The organism is Brasilonema bromeliae SPC951, from assembly GCF_012912135.1.
Taxonomy (GTDB): domain Bacteria; phylum Cyanobacteriota; class Cyanobacteriia; order Cyanobacteriales; family Nostocaceae; genus Brasilonema; species Brasilonema bromeliae.
Map to the genome: position 1 here is coordinate 1 of NZ_QMEB01000184.1, position 13,781 is coordinate 13,781.

General features: G+C 43.1%; 7 protein-coding genes. 6 read left to right on the forward strand and 1 reads right to left on the reverse strand.

Going from position 1 to position 13,781, the window contains the following annotated elements; translation table 11 throughout:
• Positions 1–1,413: 1,413 nt before the first annotated feature.
• The 5 genes from DP116_RS20430 to DP116_RS20450 all read left to right on the forward strand — a co-directional run bounded on the left by DP116_RS20430 (position 1,414) and on the right by DP116_RS20450 (position 8,619).
• The gene (locus tag DP116_RS20430; RefSeq protein WP_169156914.1) at positions 1,414–1,587 is read left to right on the forward strand and encodes a ribbon-helix-helix protein, CopG family; all 174 of its coding nucleotides are present in this window, start codon (positions 1,414–1,416) and stop codon (positions 1,585–1,587) included.
• A gap of 554 nt (positions 1,588–2,141) precedes the next feature.
• Positions 2,142–3,581, forward strand: a complete 1,440-nt coding sequence (gene zds / locus DP116_RS20435) for a 9,9'-di-cis-zeta-carotene desaturase (RefSeq protein ID WP_169156915.1) — start codon at positions 2,142–2,144, stop codon at positions 3,579–3,581.
• Between the two features lie 112 nt (positions 3,582–3,693).
• On the forward strand, positions 3,694–4,146 hold the full coding sequence (locus tag DP116_RS20440) for an SRPBCC family protein (RefSeq protein WP_169156916.1): 453 nt from the start codon (positions 3,694–3,696) through the stop codon (positions 4,144–4,146).
• Between the two features lie 842 nt (positions 4,147–4,988).
• Positions 4,989–5,819: a PD-(D/E)XK nuclease family protein gene (locus DP116_RS20445; RefSeq protein ID WP_169156917.1), complete on the forward strand. Its 831-nt coding sequence runs from the start codon at positions 4,989–4,991 to the stop codon at positions 5,817–5,819.
• Between the two features lie 130 nt (positions 5,820–5,949).
• Positions 5,950–8,619, forward strand: coding sequence for a DUF4347 domain-containing protein (locus tag DP116_RS20450; RefSeq protein ID WP_169156918.1), 2,670 nt, complete (start codon positions 5,950–5,952; stop codon positions 8,617–8,619).
• 85 nt (positions 8,620–8,704) lie between these two features.
• Here DP116_RS20450 and DP116_RS20455 read toward each other — a convergent pair whose 3' ends face one another.
• Entirely contained in the window at positions 8,705–10,390 is a 1,686-nt protein-coding gene (locus tag DP116_RS20455; protein ID WP_169156919.1) for a transglutaminase domain-containing protein, read from the reverse strand.
• A 304-nt stretch (positions 10,391–10,694) separates the two neighbouring features.
• Between DP116_RS20455 and DP116_RS20460 the strand changes: the two genes are divergently transcribed.
• A complete protein-coding gene (locus DP116_RS20460; protein ID WP_169156920.1) occupies positions 10,695–13,568 on the forward strand; it encodes a cation-translocating P-type ATPase in 2,874 nt (957 codons plus the stop codon).
• Positions 13,569–13,781 lie beyond the last annotated feature (213 nt).

Sequence of the window (13,781 nt, forward strand, 5' to 3'; positions counted from 1 at the left end):
TCTATTTTAGAGAAGCAATGAAAGACAAAATTTAAACTTTTAAAATAGCTTTAGAATTGTTTCATCTAGAAATATAAAAAACATTTTAGGATAAATGTATTGAAAAAAACGTTTTATTGGATTTTTTAAAAAATGAAAAAGTTCAAATAATTTATTTTGTTGTTTGCACACTGAGTCATCAATCAATTTTTATGATTACTTGAGGTTATATAAAATTAAAATAACCAAGGTAAATAGAAATGTAGTGAATTGTCAAATTCTCAGCTATCAGTTATTAATTCTATCTCTTGGCTAAGGTTGATTCCACACCCCATTCGCTAAATGAAAAATGATACATTTACTCATAAAAATGTTTTGTTACGAGCGAATTTTAAACTAGTGAATTTGAGCGTGTTCATCTGGCTAGTCGTGATTTCAAGCTATTGCGCTTTCAAAGCTATTCAGATAACCCCAGATAAATACTGATGGATATAAACGAACTGCACGCCCTCACTAAGCTGGAACTGCAAGCAGGATCAGAAAGAATAACCCGAAGATTAATCTAACTATTACAGAATGTTAATGCCAAAATCTGGAACAAAACAGAAGTTCTATTGTCAGTGAAAGTTAAGTGGTATTGTATCAATCATGAATTCATTTATGGAGGATTGCTTCTAGTGGTTACCAAGAACGTTTAGATTTCTATACTGAGTCAAGTACTTATAACTTCTTTCCTTAAATAAGAAGACTAGCTTTCAAAGGTTATTTCTTATGAATAAGGGTGGTGAATCGACACAAGACAGATAACTCTTCATTTCATTTCAAATATGAAATAGTGTCAAACTGGAGGCGATTAAGAGGACAATGCACAAGCCTTTAATTCAAAATTATCAATTTTGTGAGTATCGCTTGGATGAGACCAGTCAGACAGACGTTTTTAAAACAAGTTTACTTTTGGAAACAGTGACTTGTTGATGCAAACTTTAAAGTCGTTGAGCCTCACCTACAGATACTATCGAAACGTACAGAAAAGGTAGCTATCAAGCATGATGAGTTGAGACATAAAGTCTTTGATGAACCAGGGTTAGAGACCAAGTGAAATGCTTTTGTAACCACAAAGCTGAAAATTGGTGATTTGGTTGACAGAAGAATGTTCAATCAAATATATAAAATTTATAGTCAAGCTTTGTTCATCTTGTTGCTAAGTTCATTTTTCTAGCAACGAGTGTCAAGCGTTTTTCCTTTATTAGGAGGAATAAAATGAGTTCACTTTTTATATTCGAGAAAAAAAGAAAGCATACTTTGACAAACAAAAAATTTTTTTCGTCTCAACCAAATGACTTGTTTCCTGACAAAAACTCTGATAATCTTATCGTTTCCATCCCTAGTTAATTTCCTTTGATGATGTTAATAACCAGCAGACAGTAGAACAAAATGACAAATAAGAAATGGGCTGTAAAACGTATCACTGTGAATCTAGCCGCACAGGAAGCAGAAAAACTTGACAGGTATTGTCGGCAAACGGGTAGGCCTGCAACGGATGTTATCCGAGAGCTGATCCGTGGACTGCCACTCCACTCAGAGGAGGCTACAGAAGCAAGCACGTAAATGGGAGTGGTTAATAGTTAGTAAAACAACTCACCTCGGAAGAATACAGACATCTGTCGGAAGAATTCAATTTGGGGATTGTGTGCGATTAGTTGATGAATATTAGTCTGAGGTCCCTGATTTCAAACGCGCTTGAAAAAAGAAAAATTTTTCATTTTGAAAACCTTGACTTCAGGCATGGGGTATTTTGACTCAAGCAATTGTGACTTCTGACTCCTTATCACCGGGAGAATGACTGCAGAAATGGGGCGTCGCATTTGGGTCAAAAAATTCGTTCAGCCCTAATAACAACTCGTCGGATCGTGTTCGGTTACTGGTTAACGAAAAAGAGCTGGACGAATTTTCCAGGCGTTCCCCCGATACGCCGGCCCAGTTGTGTTTAAAGCACCGTGCCCGAAAAGCTTAGTCCCTCGATGAATCGATGGGTTATTAGGGCTTGCCCCACTCGTTTGTCCTAATGCGTCACAACTGACAACCCACCACTTGAGGTGAGTCGCAAATTCCGACACCAACCCAGTTACAATTTGTAATGAAACAGAAAAGGTAAAGACGGAATGCGCGTTGCGATCATAGGAGCGGGACTAGCTGGACTAGCAACTGCTATCGATTTGTCTGATGCTGGCTGTGAAGTCCACATTTTTGAGTCTCGTCCGTTTGTTGGAGGGAAAGTAAGCAGTTGGGTTGATGGTGATGCCAACCATATTGAAATGGGGTTGCATGTCTTTTTTGGCAACTATTACCAACTTTTGGAATTGATGAAGAAAGTGGGGGCGTTGGAAAACCTGCGCCCAAAGGAGCATAGCCACACCTTCATCAATCAAGGGGGAAAAGTTGGTGCTTTAGATTTTCGTTTCGTCATGGGTGCACCTTTTAATGGATTAAAAGCGTTTTTTACCAGTTCCCAACTTTCGTTACTGGATAAGTTCCAAAATGCGATCGCACTAGGAACCAGTCCGATAGTACGCGGTTTGGTTGACTTTAACGGTGCAATGAAAAATATCCGCGACTTGGATAAAGTTAGCTTTGCCGACTGGTTTCGTAGTCACGGCGGTAATGAGGGTAGTATTAAGCGGATGTGGAACCCCATCGCCTACGCCCTCGGCTTTATCGATTGCGAACATATTTCTGCCCGTTGTATGTTGACAGTCTTTCAGCTATTTGCAGTCAGAACCGAAGCGTCGAAACTACGAATGCTGGAAGGTTCCCCCTATGAGTATTTACACAAGCCGATCTTGGAATATCTGGAAACTAGAGGGACAAAGATTTACACTCGTAGGAGAGTACGAGAAATACAGTTTACTGAGGAGGAAAACCAAACCCGTGTTAGTGGTATGGTCATAGCTAATGGTGATACAGAAGATCTGATCAGTGCTGATGCTTATGTCGCTGCCTGTGATGTTCCAGGAATTCAGCGTTTGTTACCTCAACAGTGGCGCCAGTGGTCTGAATTTGACAATATATACAAGTTGGAATGTGTGCCAGTTGCAACAGTTCAATTGCGGTTTGATGGCTGGGTGACGGAACTCCATGATACTCAAGAGCGCAAACAGCTTAATCATGCAGCAGGAATTGATAATTTGCTTTACACTGCCGATGCTGACTTTTCTTGTTTTGCTGATTTGGCATTGACTAGCCCTGGTGATTATTACAGGGAAGGGCAAGGTTCACTATTGCAGCTCGTGCTGACACCTGGTGATCCGTTTATTAAGGAAAGTAATGAGGCGATCGCCCAGCATGTCCTCAAGCAAGTGCATGAGTTGTTCCCCTCCTCGCGAGAACTAAACATGACTTGGTACAGTGTAGTGAAACTTGCTCAGTCTTTGTACAGAGAAGCACCAGGAGTGGATATTTATCGTCCTCAGCAAAAGACGCCTATTTCTAATTTCTTCCTAGCAGGTAGTTATACGCAGCAGGACTATATCGATAGTATGGAAGGTGCAACAATTTCAGGAAGGCGTGCTGCAAAGGCAATTTTGGACAATGTGAAGAAATGAACCGCCTTAGCAAAGCGTGTCCGCAGGACATAGGCGCTTTAGACGCGTTCGCGTAGCGTGCGCTTTGCGCTCAGCGGCGTCCCAAAGGCTAGAACGCCAAGGAATAACAAATATGGCAGATTGGTTGGAACATAGTGTGCAGGTTGAGGTAGAGGCTCCCATAGAGTTAGTCTGGAGCTTATGGTCTGATTTGGAACAGATGCCCCGTTGGATGAAATGGATTGATTCAGTGAAGGTTCCGGAAGATAATCCAGAAATATCGATATGGAAACTCGATACTAGGGGCTTGGAGTTTACTTGGAAATCCCGCATTATTAAAATTGTCCCTAACCAAATCATCCAGTGGGAGTCAGTCGATGGTTTGCCAAATCGGGGGGCAGTGCGTTTTTATGACCGCCACAGTAGTAGTATTGTTAAACTGACTATTGCCTATGCTATCCCTGGTATTATCGGGAAGATTATGGATAATTTGTTTTTGGGACGGGCGGTTGAATCAACTCTCAAGAGTGATATGGAAAAGTTTCGAGAATACGCCCTTCAGGCGAAATCGAATGTATCCCAGTAGGTAGTGCTTACGTAGCTTCTCAAAAAATCTAACTTCCTAGGCACCCACGGCTATAAGTCGAGGGGCTTTCTGCTTTAAATTTTGTCAAAATAAGGCAATGCTAGGTGTCGCAAGTTCTCATCTCTAACAGCACGCTTTGCAAAACTTCATACAAGTATGTCAGAGGTAGAGTAAAGCGAATTATTTCTATATCTAGCAAGGTATAGATAAATGACAAGTTCTTTTGTAAGAAGTCAACAATTAGGCAGAAATTGAGCTACCAGAGTTGCTAAATGTAAAAGGTGCATCCGATACACCTTCAATATTTGCCACAATAGTATAAGTCATTTGGTGCAGTGAGTGAACCAGCACAGTGTCGGATATGTTTTATCCCACAACATAGTGTTGGATTATAGGTTTTGCGGTGAACATCATCGCCCTAACTGAATTTAAGTAATGGGCGTTGTTGATGATAACTGGTGTGGGGCAATCTTGATGGCGTGATTTTTACCTCTAACTCAACTCAAGCTTTGACTTGGGTTGCTGTGCAAGCAAATGCAAGAGCGAGAAAACAAGTATCGTAGGCAACAAGAACTCATGAGTCATTGTTTTAGACTGTTTCAAGATAACTTGCGATCGGCGATCGCTCTTGTCACGTTTTGCACTTAGAATGAAAGTAAACTTAACAGGAATTATCTTCAACTGTTTGTGATCACTAAACTTTATTTGACTGGAATGACTACTAACAGCCACTGTAGCCAGTTTATCTCGTACATTCTGAATACGACAACCAAGAGACTTACCGCTAACCGAATGTAGTCACAACTGTCACCCACCGTATTGTCTCTCACCAATTCTGAGCAATGTCATCTCTTGATCAGCCCTTTGCCAGTTATCACCTTTGGTCTTTAGTTGCCCCAGCCGCATGGCAACAACGTTGGCATTGCCAGATGAGAAGGGGTTTCATTAAAGCCCGACAACACGAACCACAAGTCAAAGCGCTTTTGACAAAAGCGACAGCATCGCAGCGCATTGGTTTACTGGCACAAAAAGGCGTTTATGAATTTCATCACCACATCCATTTGTTGAACCAATCTGATGGTGTCGAAAAAGTTGCACAGCTTTTGAGATTAAGCAACTCAACTGATGAAGTTAAGCAACGTGTGTTACAAATTTTGAAAAAATATTACGATAAACCTTTACTTTTAAACAAACGTATCATTTTATTAACTCGCGGCGATGAGGGTTTTCCCAAACCGATTTTGATCTCACAACAACGTTATCACTTTCGTTTGTATGCAGTGATGGACTGTGTATTTATTGAGTCTGATAGCATTTTGCATATCATAGATTTTAAAACTGGTAAATCTGCTTTTGACCGACGACAGGCATTAGTTTATTTGCTTGCTGCTCGTTATCTTTACCCTAGGTATCAGGCGGTAGCTTCATTTTATAATTTGGAACTTTGCAAAAAATCTGAGATAATTAGCCTTTCTAAAGATGAATTAGACATCATAGAATGCGAATTAGCTGAGATTGCCAGAAAACATCAGCAAGATTTACAAAAATATCAAGAAAAGAGCAGTGACTTCAGTAAAATTTTTCCACCAAATCCTGGTTCTCATTGCCGCTTTTGTCCGTTTCACGAAATCTGTGAATTTTCTACTTTAAAAGTATTAAAATCTCAAAATTAGAGATGGTAATTTTAACAGCACATAAAGAATTTGTAAACAAAAATAAGAGTTTTACCGAATGTTGACGTTGGTTCAGGTTTAAGTGTAGTATATGATACCATAAACATCATAATAACAGGAAGGGGACTCCATGACTTCTGCTGACGCGTCACTACAAATTCCTTCCCAAACCTCAAACTATACAACCTATGATGTTGTACCTAGTTTGGAAACAAACCATGAATTAGACGCACGCAATACTCAGCAGGGAGCATCATATACCAACATTGCCAATAGCTTCATAGAAGCAGTCAACACGAGCAACCTGAATTCGCCGTCTACCAAGCTATTTGTTGAAAATTTTAGGGGTATAAGTGGGATGCTCTGCGTGAATGAGTTTCCGCAGAGTGATAAAGTGCTCAATGACTCCGAATACTTCGATAACTTGGTTGGCAGGAGTGATAATGACTTTGGAGTTGCGGGCGACTTGAGCAAGGGCAATGATCAATTACTCGGTCATAACGCTCAAGAAAATCCACTGCAAAAGGCGGCTCAAGAGAGTTTAGTTTTTATTGACCCTCATTTAGAAGATTATCAAAGTCTAGTTGCTGGTATCTCACCAGAAGCAAAGGTGGTTGTACTGGATCCCTCACAAAATGGTATCGAGCAAATCACCAGAGAATTGTCCAACTATAATCACACCGTTTCCAAAGTAGAAATTCTTTCTCATGGCGCATCAGGGCGTCTGCAATTAGGACAAACCTCTCTAGACTCTGCTACCCTTGACCGATACAGCCAGCAATTACAAGGTTGGGCAGATGCCCTTACTGATAATGCTGATATTCTCATAGACGGCTGCAACGTTGCTCAAGGCGAACAAGGTAGCCGTTTTGTCACAGAACTGAGCGAACTCACAGGAGCTGATATTGCTGCTTCCACTGACCTGACTGGCAATGCCGCTCAAGGAGGCGATTGGGAGTTAGAGTATAAAGTCGGTCAAATAGAATCAGTGTCATCGTTGCAACCACAAACGCAGCGAACGTACCATGCAACTCTGGGAGAGCGAATTAATTTTCCAGAAGGTTTCATGAAGAGCGTCGAAGACTACGGTGCAAAACCTGACGATGGCATCGACGATACTGTCGCTATCCAAAAAGCGCTTGATGATGGACGGCGCGATGCTAACGGCAACTCTATATACGATGATTACTCCGGTCGTCCCAAAGCACTTTACTTCAAAGCTGGTACTTACGACGTGAGTAATACACTTAACTGGATTGGTAGCGCTGTCACTCTACAAGGTCAAGGCAGTGGAGCTACTGTTATCCGACTCAAAGACAATACGGCTGGCTTTAATAATTCTACTGCTCCCAAAGCTGTCATTCAAACCCCAGGTGGCAACAGCTCTTTCCGTCAGAACATCTGGAACCTTAGTGTTGATACTGGAAAGGGTAATGCTGGTGCGATCGGCATCGACTACATTGCTAACAACGTAGGTTCAATGCGTGATGTGACGATTAAATCCGAAGACGGTAAGGGTGTTGCAGGTCTTGCAATGGATCGCGCATGGCCAGGTCCGTGTTTGATCAAGAATGTCCAAATTGAAGGCTTTGACTATGGCATTACGCTTTCTTATAGCGAGTATGGTCCCACTTTTGAGAATATTACCTTAAAAAATCAAGGGATAGCTGGTATTAGGAATGAGAATGGTGCACTAACAATTCGTGGATTAAATAGTACTAACAGTGTACCAGTAGTTAAGGGAACGAGCTGGGCTGGTATGGTCACCTTATTAGACGCAAACCTCCAAGGAGGTGCACCTAATGTTAGTGCAATAGATACAGCAGGTGAAGTATACGTACGCAATGTCACTACTACTGGCTACCAATCAGTCATTAAGTACAACGGTAATATAGTTCCTGGCACATCGCATACAGAGTATGCCACGAATGTCTACCAGTTGTTTGACGGTTCCAAGCAGTCTCTCAACTTGCCTGTTAAGGAAACTCCAGAGTTTCAGGACAACAATCCGGCGAACTGGGGACGCATTACACTAGACCCTGTAGGTTTCACCGATACAAGCAAGTTGCAGTCGGTACTCGACTCCGGCAAGTCTACAATCTACTTCGACTTCGGTAAATACTTCTCCTTCAACGAAACCGTGCTCACGGTTCCTGCAACGGTTAAACGTATCATTGGGTTTTCATCAGTAGTCGATGGAGAATCCCATGGTCAAAATGGCGGTGGCATTAAGTTTGTCGTTCAAGGAAACAGTACAGATTCTCCGCTCATTGTTGAGGGGTTTGGCTATGGAGCGAAGGTAGATCACAACAATTCCTCACGATCAGTAGCGCTCAAAGATGGATTCTACCAATATACTTCCAGCCCTGGTGCAGGCGAATTGTTTCTTGAGGATGTCAATATTCAACCTTTCAAAGTTCAACAGAATCAGAATGTTTGGGCACGACAACTCAACAACGAATACGGTGGTGGCACTAAGATAGAGAATGATGGTGGTCAGCTTTGGATTCTAGGGCTTAAGACCGAAGGCACCGGCACCGTTATTGAGTCGAAAAATGGAGCCAAGACTGAGTTGCTAGGAGGGGTGATCGACCCAGCGCGGTCGTTTTCCGCTGAAGAAAAGCAAAGACCAGCGTTCGTTGTCAATAACTCAAAGGCTTCGTTTATCTATCGGCAAATCGCCTACGATCCTAACTACAACTATGACATTCAAGTCGAAGAGAGACGTAATGGAGAAACGCGTCGGAAGTTAACTAGCCAACTCCCGCAGCCAGTGGCACTATTTACAGCGTTTCAATAAGAACCCTTAATCAAAGGTGTAGGGTGTAGGTGAGAAAGTCAAGAGTCAAAAGAATCTTCTACTTACTTTTTTACACCCCTATTCCTTACACCCCATCTACCAAAGGCGGCAATTCCTCCAAAATTGTAAACCGAATGTGATTAATCGCTAACTCACCAATTGAAAGATCTTCTTTGGTGAGCCTAGCGCCCTGACTCATCAAGGTTTCAAAGGAGATTCCTTTGCCAATTTCAATGTGATACCAGCATAAGCCCATAAAAAACCTTGTAGGATAGGGTCCACCGCTGCCGATATCATCAGGGTTGGATTCCATCGGTAACCAACCGAAGCCAGGTATGTAAAATTCCAGCCAAACGTGATTATACTGAGGTTGCAGAGGAACTTGCTGGTATTCAGCGTAGGGAGGACATTTGTAGCGACCTACTGTACGACAGGGAATGCCATTTAAACGGCATAAAGCAAGTAAAACGCCCACATACTCGCCGCAGGAACCAACTCCTCGTTCTAAAACGACATCTGGTGTGTCAATATGGGGTTTAATACCATAAGACAACTCATCGTAGACGTAGTTGCGGATACTGTACATTTTCCGCAGTACATTAGTTTCACTTCCAATTGCTTCACGGGCAGCGCGGCGAACAATGCTGGTATCCATTGCCAAATCATCATCATCCACTAGATAGCGGGATTTTAGTTCTAGCGATACTTCAGGTATATTCTCTACATCGCTGGGCGTAATGCGATACTTGATTCCCCGGACTTCCAAAACTGCTTTCCAGCCAAAAATATGCCGTTCGCCTGGAGTGAGGGCATCAAATTTGAAGACAGCGACACGTTGCCCTTCTACGACTTCTTCTGTGAAAGGTAGACCAATCGGTTCAATGTGTTTGATCTTTTGACGCGGAGTTTCCGACGGCAAAGCTATACGCCATTCTACCTCTGGTAAATATACCTCCTCTAATGGCGCTATCTCTTCCACATAAGACATTTCTATAAGATAGCCATTGGAGAGGGTATAACGTTTATCGGGATTGTAAGAGTAATTCAGCGGGTGAATGAAAGTGCGATCGCGGTAAGATAACTCATGACTCGGGTCAGCATTAGGATTATCCCGGACATATGGTTCTTCAGAGACATAGGCAACGTAGAGAGTTTTTTTGCCCGTCTCACTATTTTTATGTATTGCTATCCCGGTGGGAGAATCAAACGGTGTCAGTACACTGAATTTAACTTCCCCAGTAGCCCTGTCGATACAGTAAACAGTTTGTTCCACTGTGTCGCTGACCCAAAGCATTTCTTCATCCACTGCCAAATTTTCTACCCCAACCCCAGGGGCATAAAATTTAGTAATTTGTTTTCGCGTATCCCGATCAAAAATCAGAATAGCTCCCAGCTTTTGGCAACTAACGTAGATAGTTGATTCCCAAACAGCAATGCCATCAGCTGTATAAGGCAAGGTGATAAAATGTTCCAAACCCAACGAACCTAGGTTGCACAAATAAACATGATTGCCTCTCGTCAGCCAAAGAGTATCTTGCCAGACTGAAAGACCAGTCACATCCGTAAAATCTTTGACTTGATGGGAATTGAGAATTTGGGTGTTGTCAGAGTGGGGGTCAATTTGCAACAAATGCCCTTTGACAGTATCAATGGCGATGAGTGTATCTTGAATGAAGGCAATGCCACAAAGGGCGGCAGCACCAAGGGGTCGAATTGTCCTTTTCCCAAGCATTTGGCTGGTAGATGGAAAACGCTTAAGTGTAAAAGTCATATTAAACTGGTTTAATCAAGGGTTTAGCACACTTAGAATCGAAGGGAAAATGTCTTGATGACTGAGTTCTCTACTTCTTGTACTCATAATTATCAATATTATTTTGTGTCATGGAATTCTCCCTCAGGAGTAAGCACACCCATATTATCCTGAACATTATCCGGAAGAAAAAATGAGGAAGTGTCAAGAATTCTACTTGGGTGTACAATTTGGTGCTCAACCTGATGTAATCTTGTGTTGATGGTTTTCCAGCCATTGGTAAATTATGATCGAGTTTTGTAACCATTCCCTGTGACCTATCACGATGTCTGCTCACTCTCTACCTGAAAAAGCTGCCGCCGTTTGGCATAGTTTGGAAGTTGATAAATCATTGGAACTGCTTAAGACAAACGCAGACAGTGGCTTAACACCCCAAGAAGTACAACAGCGGTTGCAAGAATATGGTCCAAACGAACTAGAAGAAACTGCAGGACGCAGTGCTTGGGAAATTTTGGTGGATCAGTTCAAAAACATTATGTTGTTGATGCTGATTGCCGTAGCCATAATTTCTGGAGTTATAGACCTGCTAGATTGGCGAGAGAAGCTGGCAAAAGGTGAGATGCCATTCAAAGACACAATCGCCATTTTAGCGATTGTTATCCTCAACGGCATACTCGGTTATGTCCAAGAAAGCCGTGCAGAAAAAGCCTTAGCAGCCCTGAAAAAACTTTCCTCTCCCAACGTGCGAGTTATTCGCGACGGCAAACCAGTGGAAATCGCTGGCAAGGATTTGGTACCAGGAGATGTGATGCTCGTGGAAGCAGGGGTACAGGTTGCTGCAGACGGACGCCTCATAGAACAATCTAACCTGCAAATACGAGAATCGGCACTCACTGGTGAAGCCGAAGCGGTTAATAAACGGGCAGAACTTGTCTTGCCTGAAGAAACATCATTGGGCGATCGCCTTAATGTAGTCTACCAAGGCACTGAAGTTGTCCAAGGACGCGGCAAGATTCTGGTAACCAACACCGGAATGCAAACAGAACTTGGCAAAATAGCTTCCATGTTGCAGGCGGTGGAAAGTGAACCAACTCCATTGCAACAGCGGATGACCCAACTTGGTAATGTCCTCGTCACGGGTTCTTTGATTTTGGTGGCGATCGTCATTGGCGGCGGTGTCATCCAAAACATGATCCAAGGAAAAGGTTTTAGCAACCTTAAAGAACTTGTGGAAGTTTCTTTGAGTATGGCGGTCGCTGTCGTGCCAGAAGGTTTACCCGCAGTTATTACCGTTACCTTGGCACTGGGAACCCAGCGGATGGTACGTCGCAATGCTTTGATTCGCAAACTTCCAGCAGTGGAAACTCTAGGTTCTGTCACCACTATTTGTTCTGATAAAACTGGCACCTTAACTCAGAACAAGATGGTCGTGCAATCAGCTTACACGAACAACAAGACTTTTCGTGTGACTGGAGAAGGTTACACCCCCAAAGGGGAGTTTCAGTTAGATGGTCAAACAATTTCCATAAACCAATCTCCAGAAATCCAAACTTTATTAGTTGCTTGTGCCTTGTGTAATGATTCGTTTTTACAACAGGAACAAGGAGAATGGAAAATTTTGGGCGACCCCACAGAGGGCGCTTTGGTAACCCTGGCGGGGAAAGGAGGGATAGAAAAAGACCAGTGGGACAGCAAGCTGCCTCGTGTTAGCGAGTTCCCCTTCTCCTCAGAACGCAAACGCATGAGCGTGATTTGTCGGGTTGAAGGAGTGAATGATGGTGTATCATCCTTAACATCACCAGACCCTGTGATCAGCAACTTGCTGCAATCTGAAAAGTATTTGATGTTTACAAAAGGATCACCAGAGTTAATTTTAGCACGTTGTACCAACTTTTATGCAGGCACTGGCTCAACACCTTTAAATGATCAGCAACGCCGCGACATTTTAGCAGAAAATGACCAAATGGCGAGTAAAGGTTTGCGAGTGCTGGGTTTTGCTTACAAACCCCTCACCGAAATTCCGCCGGAAGGGTCAGATGAGACATCCGAGCAAGGCTTAGTTTGGCTGGGATTGATCGGAATGCTCGATGCACCACGCCCAGAGGTACGAGCAGCAGTCCAAGAATGTCGGGATGCGGGTATTCGACCAGTGATGATTACTGGAGACCATCAACTGACAGCACGAGCGATCGCCACAGATTTGGGAATTGCACAAGAGGGCGATCGCGTCATTACAGGTCAAGAGTTGCAACGGATGAGCGACCAAGATCTGGAGCAAAACGTTGACTTAGTAAGCATTTACGCTCGTGTCGCCCCCGAACATAAACTACGAATTGTGCAAGCGCTGCAACGTCGAGGCAGATTTGTCGCCATGACAGGTGACGGTGTTAACGATGCTCCAGCCCTCAAACAAGCTGACATCGGTATTGCAATGGGTATCACTGGTACCGACGTGAGCAAGGAAGCCAGTGATATGGTGTTACTTGATGACAACTTTGCTACCATTGTCACGGCCACAAAAGAAGGTAGAGTTGTTTACACCAACATTCGCCGCTTTATCAAATACATTCTTGGAAGTAATATTGGTGAGGTCATCACGATTGCAGCAGCACCAGTTCTCGGCCTGGGAGGCGTTCCCCTGACGCCGCTGCAAATTCTTTGGATGAACCTCGTTACGGACGGTTTACCAGCACTAGCATTAGCAGTAGAACCTCCTGAACCTGACGTGATGAAGCGTCCGCCCTTCAGTCCTCGTGAAAGTATTTTTGCTAGGGGGTTGGGTTCTTACATGATTCGGATTGGCATTATCTTTGCCATCATCTCGATTATTCTGATGGAGTGGGCATATCATCATGTTCAAGCAGTCACAGGTCCAGGACTAGATCCAGAACGATGGAAGACAATGGTATTCACTACCCTATGTGTTGCCCAAATGGGTCATGCTATTGCAATTCGCTCAAATACCCGACTGACTATAGAAATGAATCCCTTCTCAAATCCCTTTGTACTAGGGGCTGTTGTTGTCACAACAATTTTACAATTAATGCTCATTTACGTACCACCCCTGCGCGATTTCTTTGGTACTCACTGGCTGAGTCCAACTGAGTTGGGTATTTGCTTTGGTTTCAGTGCTTTGATGTTTGTGTGGATTGAACTTGAAAAACTTGTCTTGCGGTTGATGGGTAAAAAACCTGTTTAAAAGGCGAATTTTCACCTAAAGACGGTGGGAAAGCAGCACCCATCGTTTTGGTGATTAGATTTCTTGCAAAAATCTGATTTACAGCGATTTTCATGTAAATAGAATACACCTTGTTGGGTTTCACTTCGTTCTAACGCCACTTGCAACAAGAGCGGTAAAGCCGACGGCAGATGCTTCAAGCCGGGAAACCCGTCCAACGCACTGCCTCCCCAA